The organism is Anabaena subtropica FACHB-260 (genome assembly GCF_014697105.1).
GTDB classification, from domain to species: Bacteria; Cyanobacteriota; Cyanobacteriia; order Cyanobacteriales; family Nostocaceae; genus Trichormus; species Trichormus subtropicus.
The window spans coordinates 87,635-112,905 of record NZ_JACJRF010000011.1 but is presented as its reverse complement, the minus strand read 5'-3'; the positions used below and the strand labels follow the sequence as shown (position 1 = coordinate 112,905).

Genomic DNA, 25,271 nt, shown 5'->3' with positions numbered 1-25,271 from the left:
ATCAACACGGAATGCTTACTGCAATACAGTGTCTCTAAAATCCGAAATCCAAAATCGCCATGACCCAAGAAGAATCAAGATTAGCAGCAGACCGCGATCGCACAGCCTACTGGAAACGATGGGGTTCCTACCTAAGTGAGCGTCAGTGGGGAACAGTGCGGGAAGACTATAGCCCTGATGGTAAAGCTTGGGAATTCTTTCCCCACGATCATGCCCGCTCCCGCGCCTATCGCTGGGGAGAGGATGGAATTGCCGGAATTTCCGACAATCATCAGCGACTATGTTTTGCGATCGCTCTTTGGAATGGTGAAGATGCAATTCTCAAAGAGAGACTTTTCGGACTAACAGGGAATGAAGGGAATCACGGGGAAGATGTCAAAGAATATTACTTCTACCTGGATAACACCCCGACTCACTCCTACATGAAATATCTTTATAAATATCCCCAGGCTGCTTTTCCATACAACCAGCTAGTAGAAGAAAATCAACGCAGAGATCGCCAAGGGCCAGAGTTTGAATTAATCGACACGGGTATATTTGACCAAGACCGTTATTTTGATGTATTCGTTGAGTACGCCAAGGCTTCACCCGACGACATTTTGATTGAGATCAGTGTAATTAACCGAGGCCCAGAAGCAAAAACGCTGCATTTGCTACCAACCCTCTGGTTTCGCAACACTTGGTCTTGGACTGCAAATCAAGAAGAAAAGCCGTGGCTGAAAATTAGCCAATCTAACTCTGACCTCAGCACCATCGAAGCTTATCACCCCTCTTTAGAAACTCGATGGCTGTACTGTAATCAAACCTCAGAATTACTTTTTACAGAAAATGAAACTAATAGTCAAAAATTGTTTGGGGTTAGCAATTCTTCGGATTATGTTAAAGATGGAATTAACAATTATGTCGTAAATGGGCAAAAAACAGCCGTCAATCCCAATCGCATTGGCACTAAGTTCGCAGCTCGTTACGAATTACACATTGGTGCAGGTGAAACCAAGACAGTGCGGTTGCGATTAAGTGACGCGCAAAATTTAATTGCACCATTCGGGACTGAATTTGACACAATTTGGCAACAGCGCCAGCGCGAGGCGGATGAATTCTATCAGAAGATTTGTCCTCTCCCAATGTCAGAGGACAGGCGGAATGTGCAACGACAGGCATTTGCTGGAATGTTGTGGAGTAAACAATTTTACTATTATGTAGCGGAGAAATGGTTAAAAGGCGATCCGTCCGGCCCGCCACCACCAGCATCACGGCTGAATGGCAGAAACCATGAATGGTTTCATGTGTTTAACGATGATGTACTTTCCATGCCCGACAAATGGGAATATCCTTGGTTTGCAGCTTGGGATTTAGCTTTTCATGTAATTCCCCTCTCAATGATTGACCCAGACTTTGCTAAGTTGCAACTCACTCGTTTGACACGGGAGTGGTATATGCACCCTAACGGTCAGCTACCAGCTTATGAATGGGCTTTTGGTGATGTAAATCCGCCCGTTCATGCTTGGGCTGCATGGCAGGTTTATCAGATTGAGCAGAAAATCTATGGTCATGCGGATAAAAAATTTCTGGAGAGTGTTTTTCAGAAATTACTGCTGAACTTTACTTGGTGGGTTAACCGGAAAGATTTAGAAGGCAGAAATATCTTTCAGGGTGGCTTTTTAGGTATGGACAATATTGGTGTCTTCGACCGGAGCGTTCAGCTACCGACTGGTGGATATCTGCAACAAGCAGATGGCACAAGTTGGATGGCGATGTATTGTCTGAATATGCTGACGATCGCCTTAGAGTTAGCAAAGGAAAATTCTACCTATGAAGACATCGCCAGCAAGTTTTTCGAGCATTTCCTCTATATTGCTGATGCCATGAACGGCGTTGGTGATGCGGAAATAGCATTATGGGATGAAAGTGATGGTTTTTACTACGATGCGCTAAATTTACCAGATGGTCATCAGTTGCCGATGAAAGTGCGATCGCTTGTAGGATTAATCCCATTGTGTGCCGTGAGCATTTTAGAACCAGAAACCTTAGAGCGACTCCCAGGCTTTAAGCAACGGACGCAATGGTTTTTGCAAAATCGCCCTGATCTGACCCGAAATATCGCTTGTATGCAGAAACAAGGGATTGGTGAGCGCCGACTGCTAGCGATCGCTTATCCAGATAAACTCCGTCGCATTCTAGAAAAGATGTTAGATGCAACGGAATTCTTCAGTCCTTATGGTATTCGCTCTGTTTCTAAAGTTCATGCGTCCCACCCTTACGTTTTAACAGTGGATGGACAGCAGTATCGAGTTGATTACGAACCTGCTGAATCTACTACAGGGATGTTTGGCGGTAATTCTAACTGGCGTGGCCCAATTTGGTTTCCCATTAACTATCTACTCCTAGAATCGCTGCAAAAGTTCTATCGCTACTTCGGTGACGATTTCAAAGTTGAGTGTCCAACTGGTTCTGGGCAAATGATGACCCTCAAGGAAGTCTCAATTGAATTAGCTCAACGGCTAATCCAAATTTTTCTCACAGATACTTCTGGTAAAAGACCTTTTTATGGTGGAACCGAAAAATTCCAAACTGACCCAAATTGGCGTGACCTGATTCTTTTCAATGAATACTTTCACGGAGATAACGGCGCTGGTATTGGTGCTAGTCATCAAACTGGTTGGACGGGTTTAATCGCCAAATTAATCCAGCAATGTGCAGAACAGGTGTTGTCAGATTAATTTGGCTAGATAACCTTTTCTAAGTGTTGACAATATTAACAATACGCAAAAACAGCAAGTTAAGATTGATGATTAATTAAGGGTATAGATTATTAATTTATCAAAGCAGCTAAAACTTTGTTGTAACTTGCCTAATTTTATTGTTCCGATTAGGATGCGTTAGCATGAGCAAACGCATCTTATAATTTGAATTTATTCAATTATTAAAACCAATACTTCTTATCTAAAGACCTATTATCAAAACAATACAAACATATCCCCAAAATTTAACCCTTGTAATTATGTTATACACTCATTTATATTAATTAATATAACCTACTTAATAGGCAATTGAATTACCGAAATGAGTGGATTTATTTTTTTGATTTTAGTCGCAAATTGACTCAGTAATTACTAAATACTAATGAATAGAAGATGAATGGGTAAGCAAGACAACCGATAAGTCTTTTTCAAGATAATGGCATTACAGAAAAACAGTATAATAAGGAGTAACAGTTACAAAATATCATTTCTTATTCTCCAGATTGCCTCGAAAAATAACTATAATTAATGCCATTATTTTTTAGAGCAATATTGTTTGTGATCAACAAGTAATGGATAATTAAACACAAATTCAGCCATTAATAAATCGTTAAAAGTATCATCCTGAAACATCATTAATAATTTTATTAATGGCTAAAATCGTGCTAAATGACCCACTAATTCAATGCCGTAAGGACAGCAAGACAAAATGACTTTAACTACAGATAGAAATCAGGTTGAACTAGCAACACCTGATTACCAATTAGAACCGGGATGTTCACATCCTTTCGGTGCAGTGCCAGACAAAGAGGGAGTAAACTTTTCCATCTTTTCAGAACACGGTACTTCTGTGGAATTATTGTTGTTTGATCGGGATGATTCTCCACAGCCAGCAAAAATTATTCAGTTAAATCCCAAGATCAATAAAACTTTCCACTTTTGGCACGTCTATGTGAGAGGCTTAAAAGCAGGCGCTCACTATGCCTATCGAGTGCATGGTAATTCTGACTTACACCAAGAAGGACACCGCTTTAACGAAAATAAAGTGCTGCTTGATCCTTATGCTAGAGGAAATACCAACACTCTTTGGCAACGCAACGATGCTCTAGGATCAAAAGATAACATGGCTACATCTATGCGTAGTGTAGTTATCGATATATCTGATTATGATTGGGAAGGCGATCGCCCCCTCAATCACTCCATGAATGACACCATCATTTATGAAGTACACGTTGGCGGATTTACCAGATCATCATCTTCTGGCTGCAAACACCCAGGTACTTTTTCTGGACTTATCGAGAAAATTCCTTATTTGCAAGAGTTAGGAATTACAGCTGTTGAACTGCTACCAATCTTTGACTTTGACGAAAAGAATATTCTCCGAGAAGTCAACGGCAAACAACTAAAAGACTACTGGGGATATAATCCACACAGTTACTTTGCTCCAGAAGCTTCATATTGTGCTTTTCCTGATATTGGCAATCATATCCGCGAGTTCCGAGATATGGTCAAGGCATTACATAAAGCAGGGATTGAAGTCATTCTGGATGTAGTCTTTAACCATACCGACGAAGGCAATCATGAAGGCCCAACCATCAACTTCAAAGGACTATTCAATAGTATTTTTTATCACCTAGTACATTGGGATAAGCAGTACTACATGGACTACTCTGGCTGTGGTAACACAGTCAACTGCAACCACCCCATAGTAGAAAAATTAATTGTAGATTGCCTGGAATTTTGGGTCAAAGAGATGCACGTTGATGGTTTCCGCTTTGATGAAGCCTCCATCTTATCTCGTAGCCAAGATGGAGTACCAATGCTCCATCCCCCAGTAATTTGGCACATTGAAACATCCGAAACCTTAGCTGACACCAAAATCATTGCCGAGGCTTGGGATGCTGGCGGGCTTTATCAAATCGGGGAGTTTCCTGGATATCGTTGGGCAGAATGGAACGGACGTTTTCGAGACGACATTCGGCGCTTTGTCAAAGGAGATCCAGGAATAGTTGGGGCGGTTGCTTGGCGACTTGCGGGAAGTGCCGATCTTTACCAATCGAGCAGACATTTACCAATTAATAGCATCAACTTCATTAGCTGTCATGATGGATTCACCCTCAATGATTTAGTTTCGTATAACCATAAGCACAATGAAGCAAATGGGGAACACAATCGAGATGGCATCAATGACAATTTAAGCTGGAATTGTGGTGTTGAAGGAGAGACTGATAACCCAGAAATCGACGGATTACGCCGACGACAGATTAAGAATTTTGCTGCCATTCTTATGCTCTCTCAAGGCGTACCCATGCTGGTGGCTGGGGATGAAGTCAGACGTACTCAAAAAGGCAACAACAACGCTTACTGTCAAGATAACGAGATTAGTTGGTTAGATTGGAATTTGGCAGAGAAGAATGCTGACATTTTCAGGTTCTTCAAGCTGATGATTAATTTCCGCAAATGCTATTGTCATTCTGCTTTACGCCGTAGTTATTTTTTCACTGGTGAAGTTAACGAGCGTGGCTTGGCAGATATTGCTTGGCATGGCTGCAAGTTGTTCAAACCAGGTTGGCACGACTCTCATGCCAGAGTTCTCGCGTTTACCCTTGGGGGCTTTAATGGAGAAGCAGATATTCACGTCATGCTCAATATGTACTGGGAGGATCTCGATTTTGAAATTCCCCCTATTAAAGGTAGAAAATGGTGCAGAGTCATAGATACGGCTCTTGCTTCTCCAATGGATATCGCCGAACCAGGGGAAGAAACTGTAGTTTCAGATAATGTCTATTCTGTTAAAGAACGTAGCGTTGTTGTTCTAGTTTCTAAATGGTTTCCAGTTAATGAATTTCCAATTAGGAGTGAATTCAATGAGTAATATAGGTTTTTCATTTTCAGATTTAATCGCTGGATACGTTACTGCCTTTGATTCAAGTAAAGGAGATTCTGGTACTTTTGAACTCAAAACCTCAGATGGTAGGAAATTTGAAATAGCATTAACTTCAATGACCTACGCTGAGTTAGTACGCAATTTAGATGAGCCTTTCTTTGATTGCACTAGCCAAATAAATTCGATGCTCGTGCCAAATTGCTATCTCTTTGTGTATGGCATTTTTTATCCAGAAGCAGATGAGCAGAAGTTTGAAGCTAAACATATAGTTTTTCTGGGTAGAAACGAAAATGAGTATCTTTTTGAAAGACCAGATTGGTGGGTCAAACAGATACGAAGCCTGGGCGATTTTTACCTCAAAGCCCAGTTTGAAGATGGCGAAATTGATTATCGCAAATATCGTACTGGTATCGGTTTAGTTGGTTCTAAAGAAGATAGTAATCGTCAAGAAACTGATACTATTTCTCGCCTTGTTTATGGTTTTGCCACAGCTTACATGATGACTGGGGACGATCGCTATCTTGAGGCTGCGGAAAAAGGCACTGAATACCTGCGCCAACATATGCGTTTTCTGGATGAAGGCGAAGGAATTTGCTATTGGTATCATGGTGTTGATGTGAATCCAGGTGGCAGCGAGCAGAAGATATTTTCCTCAGAATTTGGGGATGATTATGACGCTATTCCAGCTTATGAGCAAATTTATGCTCTGGCTGGCCCCACCCAAACTTATCGGATTACAGGTGATCCACGCATCATCAAAGATATCGATTTGACTATCAATCTGTTTAACAAGTATTTCTTGGACAAAACAGAAAAAGGAGGGTTTTTCTCCCACATTGATCCGATTACTCTTAGCCCCCACTCCCAGACTCTAGGCCACAATCGCGCCAAGAAGAACTGGAACTCTGTCGGAGACCATGCCCCAGCTTATTTGATCAATCTTTGGCTGGCGACTGGTAAAGAAGAATACGCCACTTTCCTGGAGTATACCTTCGACACCATTGAAAAGCGATTCCCAGATTATGACAATAGCCCATTTGTCCAAGAACGCTTTTACGAAGACTGGAGCCACGACAAAACTTGGGGATGGCAGCAGAATCGAGCAGTTGTAGGTCATAACCTGAAAATTGCTTGGAACCTCATGCGGATGAACCATCTGAAACCAAAAGAGAACTATGTCACTCTGGCAGAAAAGATTGCCGAAATCATGCCAGCCGTGGGTAGCGACCAACAGCGTGGGGGGTGGTACGATGTCGTGGAACGTACCTTAAAACCAGGACAAGAAGTACACCGCTTTGTCTGGCATAACCGAAAAGCTTGGTGGCAGCAGGAACAAGCTATCTTAGCCTATCTCATCCTGACCGGCTCACTTGATAAACCTGAATATCAACGCCAGTCCCGTGAAGCCGCAGCTTTCTATAATGCTTGGTTCCTGGATTACGTAGCTGGGGGTATTTACTTCAATGTGTTGGCAAATGGGATACCCTACTTGCTAGGAACAGAACGAGGCAAGGGTAGTCACTCCATGAGTGGTTATCATTCTTTTGAACTAGCCTACTTGGCTTGTGTTTATACAAATCTGTTGATTACTAAACAGCCAATGGATTTGTACTTCAAACCCAAACCAGGCGGCTTTTCAGACAATATCCTGCGAGTTGCTCCAGATATCTTACCACCAGGCAGTGTGAGAATTGGCGATGTTTGGATCAATGGACAAAAGTATACAGATTTTGATGCTGCAAGCCTGACGGTTAAACTGCCAGTTACGCAAGAGGATCTGAAAGTTAGAGTCAGACTGCTTCCAACTCAAGTATCTTTCGATGCAACAGTGCTGGAAGTAAATAATGGTATTGCCAAAATCTCCTTGACTGGGTTATTGGATGCCAATGGTGTCATACGTTTTCAGGAAGCAGTTAGCAAAGCAACAGAACAGCCAATCAATCGTCTAGTCTTACTACTACAAGACCTAGAATGTATTACTACTGCTGGTTTGCGGGCTTTGATTTTCACTAAGCAGAAACTAGGTTCTCATGTTGAACTCTATATCGTCGGCGCACCGGAGAACGTGAAACAATTCCTGATGACGAGTGCATTTTGCGATAGTGTGACTGTTTTAGATCAGTATGAAACACTGGAAATGGCAAGTGTGTAACTTGCTTTAAACACATTAAGCAGTTGTTGAAAAGAGTAAAGAAAGCAGGGAGAGCAGGGGGTGGTGGGGGAGTAGTTCTTTTCCACTGCCCTTAGCCTCCCTTACTTATTAAATGCCTTATTTGGGACTTCCAGATAAAAAAATATCCAAGTAGGTTGGGTGCGTCAGTGCCAGAAAACCTAGCCGTACCAAGAAATTATTCATAAGTAGCGCACCCTACTAACTGTCCATTTGGAATAATTTATTTTTTGGTTTTCCCTTTACACAATCATGAAGAATATCATCCCCAGAAAGGAGTTATTTTGGTTAATCCTGTACTACTTACTGTTGACGATGACCCCGGAGTTTTACGAGTAATAGAGCGAGACCTCCGACACGAGTATGGCAATCGCTTTCGGATTCTCAGAGCTGATTCAGGTGCAAATGCTTTAAAAGTATTGCAACAGGTAAAATTACGTAACGAGACAGTTGCACTCTGTTTAGTAGATCAGAGAATGCCACAAATGTCCGGTGTGCAGTTCCTAGAACAAGCTATGCAAATATTTCCGTCTGCAAAACGAGTTTTATTAACGGCTTATGCGGATACTGATGCTGCTGTTTCAGCTATAAATACAGCGAAAATTGATTACTATCTTCTGAAACCGTGGGAACCGCCGCAAGACCTTCTATACCCAGTTCTGAGTGATTTACTAGACGATTGGGTTTCGTCATACCGCCCACTCTTTGAAGGTATTCGCGTTATTGGCTCCCGTTGGTCTCCTAAGAGTCATCACATTAAGGATTTCTTGGCTCGCAATTATGTGCCTTATCAGTGGTTGGACATCGAGGCAGAGGAAGAAGCACGTCAGTGGGTTAGTTATGCTCAATGCAACACCTCACATTTACCATTAATAATATGCCCTGACGGTTCTTATCTCACACAACCAACGCACGCTGAAATTGCTGAAAAAATCGGATTGAAGATGCAGGCCGAAATGCCCTTTTACGATTTGGTGATCGTGGGGGCTGGACCGTCTGGTTTAGCAGCAGCAGTCTATGGTGCATCTGAAGGTTTACGCACAGTATTGATTGAAAAAGAAGCTCCAGGGGGGCAAGCTGGAACAAGTTCCCGTATTGAGAACTATTTAGGTTTTCCTCAAGGAATTGCTGGATCAGAATTAGCTCGTCGCGCCGTTACTCAGGCAAAAAGATTCGGGGTAGAGATTCTCTCGCCTCAAGAGGTAATGGAAATTCGCTTGCAAGATTCTTATCGCATCATCAAGCTGAAAGACGGGACAGAATTAAGCTGTCACGCATTACTGATTGCCACAGGTGTGTCATATCGCAAGCTTAATGTCCCAGGCATTGAGAATCTGACTGGAGCTGGTGTGTACTACGGTGCAGCAATGACCGAAGCACTCTCCTGTCAAAATGAAGATGTTTATATAGTGGGCGGGGCTAACTCAGCCGGACAGGCTGCGGTGTACATCTCTAAATATGCTCGCCATGTGAATATCTTAGTGCGTGGCGACTCACTTGCTACCAGTATGTCTAAATACTTGATAGATCAAATCGCAGCAACAAATAATATCACAGTACAGTTTCACTCCAACATCGTCCAGGTTCATGGTCAGACTAACTTAGAAGCAATTACGATCGCTAACCTTAAGACCAACGAAAAGCAAACTATTCCCACAAAATTGCTATTTATCTTAATAGGTGCGAGTCCTAACACTGATTGGCTGGGTGGCATTGTAGAGAGAGACGAACAAGGGTTTATCTTAAGCGGCCAGAGCCTCATGCTCAATAAACAATGTTCCAAGGCATGGAAATTGGATCGCCAACCCTTCCTACTTGAATCCAGTGTACCAGGCATTTTTGTGGCTGGAGATGTACGTAAAGGGTCTGTGAAGCGAGTTGCTTCAGGAGTCGGAGAAGGTGCGATCGCTATTCAGTTTATCCATCAATATCTAAGTAAGGTGTAATTATGTTAGACGCTTTGTGCCAAGTGTCGCTTTTTGCACAATTGACCAAAGAGCAATTCCAATGGCTTTCTGAACACGGCCGTGAACTATGGCTAGTTCCAGGAGAGTACATAGCCCTTGAGGGAGAACCACTAGATAATTTCTACGCGGTGATAGAAGGTGAGATTGAACTAACAAAAAAGGTTGGTAATGCAGAAAGGCATTTGATGAGCTGCGGCCCTGGAACCTATACGGGTCATGAGTTGATTTTACTAGATGCACCTAATCATATAGCCAACGCCCGCGCTGCTAAAAAAACCTATCTGTTGAAATGGGACAAAGAAACTTTCTGGGAAATGCTCACAACTTGTCCTTCCATTACAAGGGATTTGTTAATCATCACCGCACAACGATTGCAAATCCTGGAGTCGATGTCACGACACCACGAAAAGCTAATTGCTCTAGGCACTTTAGCTGCTGGTCTTGCCCACGAGCTAAATAACCCGGCGACAGCAGTTGGTCGGAGTGCTTCACACTTGCAGCAGATTTTTCATCGCTTGCCATCTTTGGGACTCAAACTGAATCAAAAGCAGATGACAAAAGAGCAACTGCTGTTTCTGGAAAACTTGTTAGAAGAGGCAATCACGCGTGCTGCAACACCATGTTATTTAGATCCTCTAACACAGAGCGATCGAGAGCAAGAGGTCATAACCTGGTTGGAATTACATCATATAACTGATGGCTGGAAAATTGTTTCTTCCTTAGTCCGAGGAGGACTGGACACTCAATCACTAGCTAAGATTGTGGAGTATTTATCAACACAATCGCTTGAGGAAATTTTGACTTGGCTGGAAGCGACTCTAACAGGAATTGAACTGTTGGATGAGATTGACCAAAGCTCAAAGCGTATTTCTGAATTGGTAACAGCAATTAAAGAGTACTCGTATATGGATCAGTCTCCTATGCAGGATGTAGATATCCATCAAGGACTCGAAAGTACTTTGACAATTCTTAGTCATAAGCTCAAAAATGGTGTGACTCTAACCCGCAATTATGACCAAAGTCTACCTCTGATTTGGGCTTTTGGTAGTGAACTTAATCAAGTTTGGACTAATTTAATTGACAATGCCATTGATGCAATGAATGGTCAAGGACAAATCTGTATCCGTACAGCACAAGACCATAACTGCGTACTAGTGGAGATTACTGACAATGGCCCTGGCATTCCTTCAGAGATTAAAGAGCGTATTTTCGAGCCATTCTTTACGACTAAGGGAGTAGGGAAAGGAACAGGCTTAGGCCTTGTAATTAGTTACCAGATTGTTGAAAAACATAAAGGTTACATCCGCTTGTTTTCCGAACCAGGAAATACCCGTTTTCAGGTTATTTTGCCCACATCTTTGGATGAAACAACATTTGATTGCCATCAATGCGAATTCATGCCAACTGAAGAATGTATGGGATGAAACAATAACAATGGTAAAACTTTTCCGAGTTACGTATTGATAAAAACAAAGGGCTTTATCGCCCCTTTGAAGCAGATTATCTTATTTTGTCATCAACTATCCATAAGAATGAGAAAATGCAGTGTCATAGTTCAACATAAGTCAGCAATAACTAAGCAGGGAGTTGCCCTCAATGCCTATGGAAACTAGTATGACATTTAGTACCATTCTTGCATTATTTAGTGCGATGGTTGTTCTCGCTTCTATTCCCAGTGTGAGTGTATTGACTGTCTCCACAAGAGCAGCTACATCTGGATTTATTCATGGTGTTTTCACGACTATAGGGATAGTAGTTGGTGACATCATTTTCATAATCATATCTATTTGGGGTTTAGCGTTTCTTGCTGAAACGATGGGTAGCCTATTTTTCCTCATAAAATACCTTGGCGGTGCTTATCTGATTTTGTTGGGAATAGGGTTATGCAGGTCAAAATCAAAAGGTGTGGAGACAGAGGAGATGATGAATACCTCTTTGCTGTCCAGTTTTCTTACTGGACTGTTTATCACATTGGCAGATCAAAAAGCCACCTTATTTTATCTTGGTTTTTTTCCGGCTTTTCTTGATATTTCTGAGGTATCTTATTTTGACACTAGCATTATCATAGCGATCGCCATAGTGGCCGTAGGCGGTGTAAAACTTGGTTATGCTTTCATGGCAGACAGAGCTAGATTGTTGATTAATTCTACAATCAGGAAGAAAATAAACATTGCTGCTGGCTGTGTAATGATTGCTATTGGAGTATTTTTAATACTAAAAACTGTCTAAATACGGACAGTATAAATAATTAAAGGTTTGTAGCCAGGACTTTAGTCCTCAAAGAAGGGCTATTAGCACAGCGCTCCCCTTGGGATTGGATTGAGTGGGAGGCGATGACCTCCGACCGGAGGTCATCGCCTCAAGTGAGGTAATTAATGGCAATATTCACTAAATGTTGCATTCTCTTAAATATCTGTTACATTACGTTACAGGCAGATAAACTGCACAACGCAATACATTGGAGTTTTATTTATGTCAGGTTTCAAGAATCCTAAAACTACTGTTGCTGACGAACCTAATGCTGTGCGTTTTGGGTTCACTACTCAGAGCGAAAACTGGAATGGTCGCTTTGCCATGATTGGGTTTTTATCTGTCGTTTTGATTGAAGCTTTTTCTGGTCAAGGCTTCCTTCATTTTTGGGGCATCCTGTAAATTCATATTTGAATATGGCACGATAATTCGAGTTTTTGACGATAGCTTTTACACTGACCACTGACAAAATCTCCATCCCTGGTGGGTGGAGATTTTTAATAGATAAAAATTACTGGGAGTTCCGTTATTGTGTAAATGGTTCATGTTTTCTACTGAGTAGATTCTCACAGCGTTGAACATGGGACAGAATGTGATCAATACCAACACTTTCTTAGTTTGTGGGCTGGGCAACCTGGGACAACATTGTGTATCTGTATTGAAAGAGTTTGGGGTCAAGGTAAATGCTATTGAAATCGCGCATACTCAAAAATGCGAAATTCCTGACATACCGGACTTAGTAGACAAACTAGTAATTGGTGACTGTCGGCAAACCAAGATATTAGAACAAGCAGAAATTAGCCAATGTCGAGCTATATTGATTGTCAGTAGTGATGAGCGAATCAATATAGCCGCCGCATTTGCAGCGCGATCGCTTAATCGTGATATTCGTCTAGTCGTCCGTTCTTCCCAAGATAACCTCAATGAATTACTCCGCGAAAGTTTGGGTAATTTTATCGCTTTTGAAGCTACCCAATTATCAGCTAACAGCTTTGCCATAGCAGCTCTGGGCTGCGAAACCAAGGGATTTTTTCCCTTGGAAAATCATCTGCTGCGCGTCATGAGTATATCTATTGATTTTGGACATCGTTGGCATAACTGTCACCAACTCCATGAAATCAATAGTAGCCACCGCCGCATACTCAGCCACAACAGGGTAGGAGAACCCCTACCGCAAACGTTCTATCAATGGAAACCCGATGCCCAAACCCTGCCAGGCGATACCATTGCATACATTGAGGCCACAGAAAACATAGTCACTCTTCCAGAGCCACCAGTCAAAAATACCAGAAAATTGTGGCAACTTACCACTACCATCAACAAGATAAATCTGCGTCAGCTATTAACTCAATTTTGGGCAGAGAGTGGCCAAACTCAACGTGTAGTTTTTGCCAGTTGTCTTGTTATGGTAAGCCTGTTTTTATGGGGAACCTTACTATATAAACTGCAATATCCGCAAATTAGTTGGCAAGAGGCCTTGAATGTTTCTTTAGTTCTCAGCCTTGGTGGTTATGATGAACTTTTTGGTGGGCTAGAACTGCCGTTTCCGGTTTCTTGGTGGCTACAATTATTTAGTATTAGTCTGACTGTAGCAGGTACAGTGTTTGTCGGTATTCTCTATGCTGTCATGACTGAACGCATTTTAGCTGCCAGATTTCAATTCTCTCGACGACGGCCGACACTACCCAAAGCTGACCATGTTGTACTAGTTGGTCTAGGCAGAGTAGGTAGGTTGGTAGCACAAATACTACAAGAACTTAAGCAACCTTTGGTAGGAGTTCATACCCATGACTTGGAATTCGGCACTTTACCACAAATGCCGTTAGTTATTAGTAACAGTAAAGATGCTTTGACTAGAGTCAATATTAATACTGCTAAAAGCGTGGTTGTAGTTACCGATGATGAAGTGGCAAATTTGGAAATCGCCTTAAGAGCGCGTATTACTAATCCTCAAGCCAACTTAGTGATTCGCACCTTCGATCCGCGTTTTAGTGAGAATGTGGGGCAAATGCTACCTTATGCCAGAGTTTTAGGAGTTTATGCACTGGCGGCAGAAGCATTTGTGGCGGCGGCATTTGGCGAAAATATCATCAATTTGTTTCGCTTAAATAACCAAACCACACTAGTAACAGAATACCAAATTGAAGCTAACGATACCCTCAATGGGCTATTGTTGGCAGAAATAGCCTACGGATATGAAGTAGTACCAATTCTTCACGCCAAAGCAAAGCAAAAAAAACCTAAGTTTATGCCCTCGGATGATATTAGACTGACTGTAGGCGATCGCTTAATAGTTCTAGCCACCATCGAGGGATTACAAAGAGTGGAACACGGCTCTATGTTACCTCGCCCATGTCTAGTCCGTGTGAAAAAAGCTGTGTCATCACAAGCAGCTTTTGAAGGTGCTGCCGTTATCTCACGGGTTTCTGGCTGTGATATGTTGATTGCCAGAACGTTAATGAATCAACTACCAGCTACTCTCCAGTGTCCCTTATACAAACATCAAGCCCATCGTTTAGTCAGTGAATTAAGTAAATGCCAAGTTTCTGCTCATATAGAAAATTAGGGACTTGCAAATAAAATTAGTAATTCTTAATACGGTTCCAAATTAAGCTACGCAATTAGGCAACTGAGGATCATTCTTGACTTTTAGCTTCCTGCACAGACTACTCAAAACGCCCCTCAACCCCCCGCTACCGCTAACAGCACTCATTACTACCTTGATCCCAAGATACCAATCCAAGATAGGATGGACGTTGATTTACGTGTTGTTTTACATAATGCTTATGAAGCGCTATTGGTCACGTCTGCTTGCCCTTGTCCTAGTTGTAGCTATTGGTCTAGTAGGCTGTGGTAGTCCAGATAGTTTAACAGGTGATTATCGCCAAGATACTTTGGCTGTTGTCAATACATTGAGACAAGCCCTAGAAATCGCCGACGATTCACCAGAAAAAACTACAATCCAAGCAGAAGCTCGACAAAAAATTAATGATTTTTCTGCTCGCTATCAACGGGTTAATTCTGTTTCTGGTCTTAGCTCCTTTACTACTATGCGAACAGCTCTTAACTCTTTAGCTGGACACTACAGTTCTTACCCGAACCGCCCCGTACCACAAAAACTGAAGAATCGTATAGAGCAGGAGTTCCAACAGGTAGAGTCAGCACTCAGGCGGGGTGCTTAAACTATCCACTACCCCAGTTTACACAGTCAAGAGTCAAAACCAAAGGCTCTTGACTCAAACAATTCAAAATACAAAATTTAAAATTAACTAAGTAGGCATATTCAGGTCTTAAGCCTTTGATGGCGATCGCTCAAAATATTCACAAGCGTTATAGTGATAAAGCTAACAAATATCCCTTTGGTAGGATGTTGTTGCTTAAGTAATTTTAATAATTTTACAGAATAAAGAATTTGATCACACAAACATAGATTTTAGCATTCAAGCTGGAAATCTTTGTTTTTGGCGTATAAAATTTGATACATATTCATCCTGATTACGGAAATTGGGATGATGATTGCTTTGTTCTTTTCATGTCCAGTATGTCTAACCGTCCCTTGAAATATGTGAGAGTGAAATTACTTTGCCAACAGTTGGTAACAGCAATTTTCAGTGGTAGCCTGTTGATTCCCTACTTGGTGATACAACCTGCACAGGCGCAGGTAACGGAATTTTGTCAGTTATCACCAGCCGCAGCCCAAACAAAAGAAAATTTACGCTTATCTGCCCTCAAAGGCAATCAAGATGCCCAGAAAAGCTACCAAGCGCTCATCAAAAAACACGCTCAGGAGCTACAAAAATGTCGTAGCAGTACATGGCCAAACATCCAAGCCCTTTGGATACGTCTATATCCCTGCGATATGAAAGCAGGAGTTATAGACCAAATTATGGATCGGATGGTCAATCGTGGCTATAACCACGTTTACCTAGAAGTCTTTTATGATGGGCAAGTATTGTTACCTGCATCGGCTAACCCGACAGTTTGGCCATCAGTGATTCGCACCAAAGGAGCAGAAAAAGTTGATTTAATGGCTACCGCAATTCAAAAAGGGCGACAACGTGGTTTAAAAGTTTATGGTTGGTTGTACACCAAGAACTTTGGTTATAACTATGCGCTGCGGGGAGATCGGGATGGAGCGATCGCTCGTAATGGCAAGGGACAAACTAGCTTATACGTTGTAGATAACAGTTCTCAAGTCTTCATCGACCCTTACAACGAACAAGCAAAACGTGACTACTACCGCATGGTACAAGAAATCGTGCGTCGTCGTCCTGATGGTTTATTATTTGACTATATTCGCTACCCACGACAAGCTGGTAGTGATTCTATCGCCACCAAAGTCTCAGATTTGTGGCTATTTACTGAGGCTACCCAACAGGCTTTATTTCGTCGCGCCCAGAATAATAAGGGACTGGATTTGATCCGGCGCTTTTTGAGTCAAGGTTACATAACCGCAGCCGATATCAGCAATGTTGATAGACTTTATCCTCAAGAGGCTGAACCTATGTGGCAAGGTCGTGTCATACCTCCACAGCAAAAGTCACTACTTTCACCTACAGCCAGGCAACCAATATTACAAATGGATTTATGGCTTTTGGCAGTTGCCCATTCCATGCAAGGTATTATAGATTTTGTCTCTTTAGCTACTCATCCACCCAAACAAGCAAATATTCCTGCCGGTGTTGTCTTCTTCCCTGATGGCAACCAAACGGTAGGACAAGGTTATGATTCACGCTTGCAACCTTGGGATAAGTTCCCTAATTCTTTACAATGGCATCCCATGTCTTACGCTACCTGCGGCAATGCTAATTGTATTGTGGAACAAGTAAAACGAGTCTTGAGCATGGCTAAACCAGGTACACAGGTAATTCCTGCTTTAGCTGGGAATTGGGGACAATCAGTCAGTAATCGTCCCCCATTAGAAGTACAGATGCGGGCGTTGCGCCAATTTGGTTCCAAGCTCAAAGGAGTGAGCCATTTTGCTTATTCATGGCAATATCCAGAACATGATAACGATCGCAAATTTTGCCGTAATTAATCCAGGGAATAGGGCAAAAGATTTAACTGCGCCAATCACCTAATTGTGTGGCGAGGAAATAGCGCACATGATCCACAAATGAAACACCTGATTGTCTGGTTCCGTGTCCCATACCTGGGACAACAAAACAATCGCCATCGGGGAATTTTTCAGCGCAAGCACGAGCATCTTTAATATTGACAATGGAATCATTAGCACCAATCAAAAACCGGACTCGACGATGTCGCTGGACTTGCTCAATATAGTTCATGGGGTTGCAGTCCCAAGCATACTCATCCTGGTATTTGAGATTTTTAGTTAATTGTAAAAGCTTTACTAAAGGTTTCAAATCAGGCTGTAACCTTTGCAACAACGCTTCTGCTAATCCTCCCAAGGGCGAAGCTGCTAAGTCAGGTAAAAATGAACGACCCCAACTTTTAGCGAAGGATGGGAGATCAGCATGACCAATAGTTCCCAGTAACCTATCTCCCAGACTATTGGCTGTAAAAGCATAAGCAGACAGCAGCACTCCCATACTCACCCCAAATAATCCCAGGCGTGAATCAGTGAGTCCGTAGCGATCGCCACAAAATTCTCTGATTTTGGCGATATCACGGGCGGTTGTGCGAAATATAGACAAAAATAGTGCCGTATCAAAAGGAATACCCCGGTCTATTAATGGCTTAATCTCGTTCTGCACTAAAGTTGTAGAGGTACGTACTAAACTGCGTTCGCCTCCTAAGGGTGAATCGAATAAAGCTACCGCGATCCCCATTTCTATTAGCGTTGGCACTATAAAGGCGTTCCAACCATAGGGCGCACACATCCCTTGCAAACCAATGACTAGCGGTGTTTCTTGTCTCGGTCGATGATTTGGGAGAAATACAGCGACTGGGAAGCCACTTAAGCATTCATCAATATCAGCTACTCCAGTGTAGGGAAAAGGTTCATAGAACCAATAGCGATCGCCACTCACACCGTCAAAAGTAATTGCATCCGGCCCGTAAATTGGCATGGCATATCTATAAAATTTACTAATTGGCAACCTTCTAAATTAAGTTCTAATGGCACGTATATAACTCACCGTTCGCGCAATCGAGGATAAGTTTGGTAGTGGTGTGCAGGTTTAAATTGTCTATAATGTTGGCGGCAATGCAGAGCACCGGAATCCTCCACCAAAACCCATTCCGAAAAAAAAGCCCCCTTTGGTTAAAGGAGAAATAGATTAATAGCAGTCTTCAGTTGTCGGTACTTAGCGTAACCACGCTTCCTGCAATCACTTTCCAGTTGTTTTCAAATAGCTTCCAAACCCTGAGATAGCGGAATTTGCCATTAATTTCTTGCCCTAAATAGTTTCCTTGTATCTCTACCGTGACGGCAACAACAACATCGTCTCCGACCACACTTAGTATTAGATCACTCGATTCAACTGTATGCAGGTTGATGTTTCCCGAACGGTAATTTTTCAGATCCATCGCTTTGGTTGCCGTTTCGCCACTAGGCCCGTTAAACAAAAGCTCATCGTGAAGCAGTTTATCCAAAAGTTCCACGTTATTAGTTTTCATCGCTGAGAGGAGATTTTTCTCGTTAGCAATGACCTGGGCTTTGTGGGTGGCATCCATGATGTTTTTTGTTTGATTTGACCAAAGATGAGTTCATGGTACAGGGTATGCAGCAAGCGATCAAGGGTGGCTAGTAGTTCACCAACCCAAAATTGCTAGGCTAAGGCAAGCAGGGGGAGCAGGGGAAGCAGGGGGAGAAAGAGATTTTTTTGCTGCTATTAACCTTGCAAACTTAACTTGGCAGACTACTAGACCGTACCTGCAAGCATTGTTCACAATCAAGCGATGCTAATGGTGTTCAATGATTGCTGGCGAACGCTTGAAGTTATTTCCCTGGATGGTGAAGTTCGGTTTTAGCGTTCCATTCTCACCCCGTATTCATAGGATATCGGTGGCGCAACCACAATATAAAGTTATGAAAACAAAACACTTGCAATATTTTTAGTTACACAGTAGTTTGTTAAATAATTGTGTTTATATTGTCAAATTTCAGCAGTCATCTATTAAGTAAATATTAAACTTAACTCAGTCTTAATTCCGTGCAGATAAGACTTACAACTTGTATATTCAGTTGATAAATTACATCTGAAAATTTTCTACGAAAAAATTAATAACCCAAATCAATAACTATGTCTCAAATAAATACTCTCGTCAAACCACTATATCAATTAGTTTCTGGGAATAAAGACAATAGCATTGTCTTTATGGATACTGCCGTAGAAAACTACCAAAGTTTAATCACGGGAGTTGTAGCAGGAATTGAAGTCATTATTCTCAACTGCAAACAAGACGGAGTAGAACAAATTAGTCAAGTATTGGCACAGCGTCAAGGAATTTCTAGTATCCATATTGTTTCTCATGGCAACTGTGGTAGTGTGCAATTAGGGACAGCCAGCCTAAATGTAAATACTTTATTTTACTATGCCAGTCAATTGCAAAACTGGAGTCACGCACTAACAAAAACTGCTCAGATACTGCTGTATGGTTGCAATGTAGCAGCAGGAACACAAGGCAAGGTATTTGTAGAGAAATTAAGCGAGTTAACCAATACTATAGTCGCCGCCTCCAAAGACTTAACTGGGAGCGCGTCTTTGGGGGGTAACTGGAACTTAGAAGTACAAACGGGTAGTGGTGTGTTGGAACTAGCATTTAGTTCAGCAACAATGAAGGCTTATGAGTCTGTGTTAACTGCACCATACTTAGTTAAAGATATCAATCCAGGGCTTGCTTCTTCCTCCATCTCCAACCCACTCAACGTTGATGGCACGCTTTACTTTACAGCTAATGATGGTATATATGGCAATCAGTTATGGAGGGTTGACAATACTACAGGCGATGCAGTCCGAATCACAGATATCAATTCTGGGTCTGGGTCTTCTTTTTTGAATGAACTGACTAACGTCAATGGCACGCTTTACTTTAGAGCAAATGATGGCATCAGTGGTTATGAGTTGTGGAGGATAGACAACACTACAGGTAAAGCTGTGCGAGTCACGGATATCAATTCTGGGTCTTGGTTTTCCTCTCCCAATAACTGGACTAATGTCAATGGCACGCTTTACTTCACAGCGAGTCATAACACTAACGGCAATGAGCTGTGGAGGATAGACAACACTACAGGTAATGCTGTACAGGTGGCAGATATTAATCCAGGGTTTGACAGTTCCTTTCCCAATAACTTGATTAACGTTGATGGCACGCTTTACTTCCGAGCAAATGACGGCAGCAATCGGGCAGACTTGTGGAGAATTGACAATACAACAGGCAATCCTGTGCTAATCGAGGGTGCATCCAATGCTGACTTCCTGACCAACGTCAATGGTATCCTTTATTTCACAGTATATGAAAGCAATATTTATAGATTGTATAGGATAGATAACACTACAGGCAACGCTGTGGAAGTGGCCGGTATCGATGCGAGATTAGAAAATCCTTTTATTAGCAACCTAAGAAACTTCAATAATACGCTTTACTTCAGAGTAACAGACGACACTACTAGTGATGAGTGGTATAGGATAGACAACACTACAGGTAATGCTGTACAACTCACAGCAATGAATCTAGGGTCTGGGTATTCTAATCCTTATATCCTGGATGATGTTAACGGCACGGTTTACTTTTATATATATAACAACACTAACGGCGCAGAGTTTTGGCGAATCGACGACACCACGGGTAGCGCAGTCAGAGTCACGGGTAGCTATCCGGGGTCTATGTTCTCTAATCCTGGCAATAGTCTAACCAACATCGATGGCATACTTTACTTCACTGCATCTGACAACAACCACGGTTATGAGTTGTGGAGGATTGACAATGTTACTGGCAACGCAGTCAGAGTCACAGATATTAATCCAGGGTCTGGTAATTCTTTTCCCCATAATCTAGTTCATGTCAATGGTAAGCTCTACTTTACTGCTGATGACGGTATCAATGGTCAAGAACTTTGGGCGTTATCTATATCTGATATTTTAGCTAATCGTACCCCCTTTGCAGCCAACGACAGTTTTAATACTGACCAAAATACACCCGTCATTATCAGCACAGCAGCACTCTTAGCCAATGATGCAGACTTAGACGGCGATAATCTGGTAGTTACTGCTGCCACCCAACCAAAGCAGGGCAATTTAGTAAATAACAATGATGGTACTTACACATACACCCCTGCTGAAGATTACTACGGTGTAGATAGATTTACTTACACTATTAGTGATGGTCAGGGAAATACCAGTACTGCGATCGTCAATCTAACAGTGAACCAATTTCCGGCGGTGTCAAAGCAGCCGTACTCACTCACGGCTACAAATTCCATCTTGAAGTATGCTAACTCCAGCAATCTGACTATTATCAATGACGTACTTTACTTTACTGCTGATAATGATAGTGGTAGGACGCTCTTATTAAGTATTGATAGTACCACTGGCAAAGTTTTTCAAACGGCAAGTTTTAATCTAGTTGGGTATTCTCAACCTGAAAATCTGACCAATGCTAATGGCACATTTTACTTCACTGCATACGGTATTTATGGTCAAGGGTATGGGTTGTGGAGAATTGACAATAATACTGGTAATGCGGTCGAAATCACAAATATCAATCAAAATTATGAATTTTTGGATATATCTTACCTAACCAACGTTAATGACACACTTTATTTCGTTGTTAATAACAATTATACTGGCGAGTCAAAGTTATGGAAGATTGATAATAACACCGATGATGCAGTGACAGTCACGGGGATAAATCTCAATCCCTCCAACCTCATTAACGTTAATGGCACACTTTACTTCGTTGCTTATGAGGGTATCGACGGCAGAGAGTTGTGGACAATTGACAATAATACGGGTAATGCAGTGAGAGTCACGCTTATAAATTCGGTTTCTATTTCTGCCAATCCCTCCAGTCTGATCAATGTCAATGATACACTTTACTTCGTTGCTAATAACGGTATTAGTGGTGATGAATTGTGGAAAGTTGACAATGCAGGTAACGCGGTCTTAGTCAGGGATATAAATCCGGGTTCTGGTTCTTCAAATTTATATAACCTAACCAACGTTAATGGCACACTTTACTTTACTGCTAATGACGGTAGCAACGGCATAGAGTTGTGGAAAATTGACAATACAGGTAACGCGGTTTTAGTTAGGGATATAAATCCGGGTGCAGGTGATTCCAATCCCTCCCATCTCATCAACGGTGATGGCACACTTTACTTTATTGCTAATGACGGCAGCAATGGAACTGAACTATGGCAAGTTGACAATAATACTGGCAAACCAGTAAGAATTACTGATATAAATCCTGGTTCTGGAAATTCTTATCCTGATGACCTCGCCTACGTCGATGGCATTCTTTATTTCACATACGTGAATCCTGACAACTACATCAACAATAGAGAGTTGTGGGCATTGCCTGTAAGTAATTTGACTAACTACAATCCCATTGTGGGAGACGACACAATCATCACAGCAACCAATACACCCGTTATTATTAGTGTTGCTACTCTCTTAGGAAACGATGCAGATGCAGATGGTGATGTTCTGTCAGTGACTAGTTTGAGTCAACCTGGTCACGGTACTTTAGTCAATAATAATGATGGAACATATACTTACACACCCGACAATGGATACTATGGCTTAGACAGTTTAACTTACACTGTTAGTGATGGAAACGGAGGTATAAGCACCGCTACTGTTAACCTCAACATTTCTGCACCATATCCTGTTCGAGGTATTTATCTACAATCCCCTTTCGATGATGGTGTTAGCGATCTATTTAGCTTCAATGATACTTTATACTTTTTTGCAGCAAGACAAGGGTCATATCCGTTCGGGGGAACAAGTGCTGAACTCTGGACAATTGATAGCAACACAAATGAAGCAGTAGCACTTTCCCCCTCTGAAGAGATTCCTGACAGGTCTTATGATTCTCCGATTATTCTGAACAATAGACCTTATATCATCACCCGAGGTCGCTTTAGTTATGATGTTTCAATCCGTCAAGTTGATATATCTACAGGTCAACCAATCGAGCCATATATTTATGGGGTTCGATTTGATGAAGATACACCTCCCAAGAACATCAATGGCACAATTTACTTTACATCTTTCAACTTTGGGGATTTCTCTACGACGTTGTGGAAGATTGACGAAAATACAGGGGAATTTGTACTGCTTGTCACTGCCAATCAAGAGTTTCCCAGTTTCAGTTACATTGGTGAATATGATGAGATTGATGGCATATCCTATTATGTGATTGAAACGGCAACTTATGAAGTCGATGAAGAGGGCAACCAGACTGGAGTTGTTTACACGTCTTCACTGTGGAACATTGACTCAACCACAGGCAACCCAGTACAAATAATAGAAATTAGTTCTGCTCTAGATTATCCCTCCATTAGTAATCTGACTGATGTTGATGGCATTCTGTACTTCACTGCTAATAATGACAACTTTGGTAGAGAATTATGGAAGATTGATCATACTGATGACCCAGTGAGGTTAAGGGATATCAATCCGAGTTTTGCTGATTTATCACCAGAGAATCTGACCAACATTAATGGTACGTTGTACTTTATTGCCAATGACGGGATAACTGGTAATGAGTTGTGGAAAATTGACCCCACCAATAACCCAGTACGGTTAACAGATATCAATCCTGGTTCTGGTGATTCCTTAGTCAGTCAACTGTTTATCTTTAATGACACGCTTTACTTTACTGCCAATGATGGCAGCACTGGAACAGAGTTATGGGAAATAGACAGTAATACAGGCAATGCAGTACTTGTCTCTGATATTAATCCAGGTATTGGGTCTGCCAATCCTAGAGATTTTAATAATATCGATGACACTCTTTACTTCATCGCAAATGATGGTAGTAGTAATGACGTGTGGAAGATTGATGCAAGTACAAGTAATGTTGTACGACTCAGAGATATCTTTGCAGAATATGAATTTACCTCTATCGGTATGCCAGTTGATATCAATGGCAGGCTGTATTTTACTGCATCTAACCCGACTTATGGAAATGAGTTGTGGACAATTGACGAAAGCACGGGAAGCTTAATAGTACTGACGGATATTGTCAATCCGGGTGCTGAGTCCTCCAATCCTAGAGAATTGACCTTTGCCGATGATACGTTGTATTTCCTCGCAAATAGCAATATTGGCTATCAACTTTGGGCTTTGCCTGTATCTAATATTCAGGTAATTAATGGTACAGATAATGCTGATAACTTAGTTGGCACTGACCAAAATGAAGTCATCAATGGTGGAGATGGCAACGATTTTGTTGATGGTGGTGGCGGCAATGATACTATTGTTGGTGGTAGAGGTGATGGCGATCGCCTGTTTGGTGGCGATGGTAATGATGTTATTACTGACCCAGACGGTATTTTTGCTGCTCACGGTGGACTTGGTAACGACACAATCACTATTACTTTTGCCCCCAGTTGGGATAACAACACCAACCCCAACGATGCACCCCGCTCAGATGGTAAGATTACGGGCGGTTATGGAGATGATATCATTACCGTCACTATGAATAATCCTCGTTTCTTCATCAACTTGAAGGGCGACGAACCCATCAGTAACGACCCCCGTGATGGCAATGATGTAATTACCTTGCTGGGTAATTATGCCAATTCCGTGGTTGACTTAGGCGGAGGTGATGACACCTTTAATGGGGGTGTGGGTGCTGATAATGTCTCTGGTGGCGATGGTAATGATATTTTGCAAGGTGGAGATGGGAACGACAGGCTAAATGGTGGTCAAGGTGATGACATACTCATTGGTGGTCAGGGTAAAGATATATTGATTGGTGGTGCTGGCAAAGATAGCTTTCATCTGAGCTTACCTTTGGTTGGTGACTTTGATACTATCAATGATTTCAATGTTCTAGATGACACAATTTTCATCTCTACATCTGAATTTGGATTGAGTGAACATTGGGGTGTACAACTTGACTCCCAGTTGTTCCGACTAGGTGCGAGTGCGACAACAGCAAGCGATGGGCTACGCCCCGCCGGAGGCGATCGCTTTATCTATGATCAATCCACTGGTAATCTATTCTTTGATGCTGATGGTCTGGGTGGCACTGCACAAATCAAGATTGCCCACCTATCTAATCAGGCTGCCCTGAGTAATACTCATATTTCTCTGTTGTAATATTAATAATCTAAAGAA

13 protein-coding genes are annotated in these 25,271 nt (G+C 41.9%); 11 read left to right on the top strand and 2 right to left on the bottom strand.

Going from position 1 to position 25,271, the window contains the following annotated elements; genetic code table 11:
- Positions 1–59 precede the first annotated feature (59 nt).
- From H6G18_RS09070 to H6G18_RS09025, 10 genes are all read left to right on the top strand, one after another.
- Positions 60–2,720: an MGH1-like glycoside hydrolase domain-containing protein gene (locus H6G18_RS09070; RefSeq protein WP_190406768.1), complete on the top strand. Its 2,661-nt coding sequence runs from the start codon at positions 60–62 to the stop codon at positions 2,718–2,720.
- 730 nt (positions 2,721–3,450) lie between these two features.
- Positions 3,451–5,616 carry a glycogen debranching protein GlgX gene (gene glgX, locus H6G18_RS09065; RefSeq protein WP_190406767.1) on the top strand — a complete coding sequence of 722 codons (2,166 nt, stop codon included), beginning with the start codon at positions 3,451–3,453 and terminating at the stop codon, positions 5,614–5,616.
- On the top strand, positions 5,609–7,780 hold the full coding sequence (locus H6G18_RS09060; protein WP_190406766.1) for an AGE family epimerase/isomerase: 2,172 nt from the start codon (positions 5,609–5,611) through the stop codon (positions 7,778–7,780). Before glgX ends, H6G18_RS09060 begins: the two co-directional genes overlap by 8 nt.
- A 302-nt stretch (positions 7,781–8,082) precedes the next feature.
- Positions 8,083–9,744, top strand: coding sequence for an FAD-dependent oxidoreductase (locus H6G18_RS09055; RefSeq protein ID WP_190406792.1), 1,662 nt, complete (start codon positions 8,083–8,085; stop codon positions 9,742–9,744).
- Positions 9,745–9,746: 2 nt separating this feature from the next.
- Positions 9,747–11,189, top strand: a complete 1,443-nt coding sequence (locus tag H6G18_RS09050) for an ATP-binding protein (RefSeq protein WP_190406765.1) — start codon at positions 9,747–9,749, stop codon at positions 11,187–11,189.
- Positions 11,190–11,361: 172 nt separating this feature from the next.
- The gene (locus H6G18_RS09045; RefSeq protein ID WP_242040241.1) at positions 11,362–11,994 is read left to right on the top strand and encodes a LysE family translocator; all 633 of its coding nucleotides are present in this window, start codon (positions 11,362–11,364) and stop codon (positions 11,992–11,994) included.
- Positions 11,995–12,237: 243 nt separating this feature from the next.
- Positions 12,238–12,417 carry a high light inducible protein gene (locus H6G18_RS09040; protein WP_190406764.1) on the top strand — a complete coding sequence of 60 codons (180 nt, stop codon included), beginning with the start codon at positions 12,238–12,240 and terminating at the stop codon, positions 12,415–12,417.
- A 178-nt stretch (positions 12,418–12,595) separates the two neighbouring features.
- Entirely contained in the window at positions 12,596–14,581 is a 1,986-nt protein-coding gene (locus H6G18_RS09035; protein WP_190406763.1) for a potassium channel family protein, read from the top strand.
- Between the two features lie 214 nt (positions 14,582–14,795).
- Complete coding sequence (gene psb27, locus H6G18_RS09030) at positions 14,796–15,197, top strand: photosystem II protein Psb27 (protein WP_190406762.1); 402 nt, start codon at positions 14,796–14,798, stop codon at positions 15,195–15,197.
- Between the two features lie 359 nt (positions 15,198–15,556).
- On the top strand, positions 15,557–17,053 hold the full coding sequence (locus H6G18_RS09025) for a family 10 glycosylhydrolase (protein ID WP_190406761.1): 1,497 nt from the start codon (positions 15,557–15,559) through the stop codon (positions 17,051–17,053).
- A 22-nt stretch (positions 17,054–17,075) separates the two neighbouring features.
- On the opposite strand, the gene H6G18_RS09020 is transcribed toward H6G18_RS09025, so the two are convergent.
- Positions 17,076–18,047 carry an alpha/beta hydrolase gene (locus H6G18_RS09020; protein WP_190406760.1) on the bottom strand — a complete coding sequence of 324 codons (972 nt, stop codon included), beginning with the start codon at positions 18,045–18,047 and terminating at the stop codon, positions 17,076–17,078.
- A 223-nt stretch (positions 18,048–18,270) separates the two neighbouring features.
- Entirely contained in the window at positions 18,271–18,654 is a 384-nt protein-coding gene (locus H6G18_RS09015) for a nuclear transport factor 2 family protein (RefSeq protein ID WP_190406759.1), read from the bottom strand.
- 569 nt (positions 18,655–19,223) lie between these two features.
- Here H6G18_RS09015 and H6G18_RS09010 point away from each other — a divergent pair.
- A complete protein-coding gene (locus H6G18_RS09010) occupies positions 19,224–25,253 on the top strand; it encodes a DUF4347 domain-containing protein (RefSeq protein ID WP_190406758.1) in 6,030 nt (2,009 codons plus the stop codon).
- Positions 25,254–25,271: the final 18 nt, after the last annotated feature.

Bases quoted from the DNA above. Each gene is read 5' to 3' on its own strand.
- H6G18_RS09070 (WP_190406768.1), top strand. From the start codon at position 60: ATGACCCAAGAAGAATCAAGATTAGCAGCAGACCGCGATCGCACAGCC.
- H6G18_RS09020 (WP_190406760.1), bottom strand. From the start codon at position 18,047: ATGCCAATTTACGGGCCGGATGCAATTACTTTTGACGGTGTGAGTGGC.
- H6G18_RS09050 (WP_190406765.1), top strand. From the start codon at position 9,747: ATGTTAGACGCTTTGTGCCAAGTGTCGCTTTTTGCACAATTGACCAAA.
- H6G18_RS09045 (WP_242040241.1), top strand. From the start codon at position 11,362: ATGCCTATGGAAACTAGTATGACATTTAGTACCATTCTTGCATTATTT.
- H6G18_RS09010 (WP_190406758.1), top strand. From the start codon at position 19,224: ATGTCTCAAATAAATACTCTCGTCAAACCACTATATCAATTAGTTTCT.
- psb27 (WP_190406762.1), top strand. From the start codon at position 14,796: ATGCTTATGAAGCGCTATTGGTCACGTCTGCTTGCCCTTGTCCTAGTT.
- H6G18_RS09060 (WP_190406766.1), top strand. From the start codon at position 5,609: ATGAGTAATATAGGTTTTTCATTTTCAGATTTAATCGCTGGATACGTT.
- H6G18_RS09025 (WP_190406761.1), top strand. From the start codon at position 15,557: ATGTCTAACCGTCCCTTGAAATATGTGAGAGTGAAATTACTTTGCCAA.
- H6G18_RS09015 (WP_190406759.1), bottom strand. From the start codon at position 18,654: ATGGATGCCACCCACAAAGCCCAGGTCATTGCTAACGAGAAAAATCTC.
- glgX (WP_190406767.1), top strand. From the start codon at position 3,451: ATGACTTTAACTACAGATAGAAATCAGGTTGAACTAGCAACACCTGAT.
- H6G18_RS09035 (WP_190406763.1), top strand. From the start codon at position 12,596: ATGGGACAGAATGTGATCAATACCAACACTTTCTTAGTTTGTGGGCTG.
- H6G18_RS09040 (WP_190406764.1), top strand. From the start codon at position 12,238: ATGTCAGGTTTCAAGAATCCTAAAACTACTGTTGCTGACGAACCTAAT.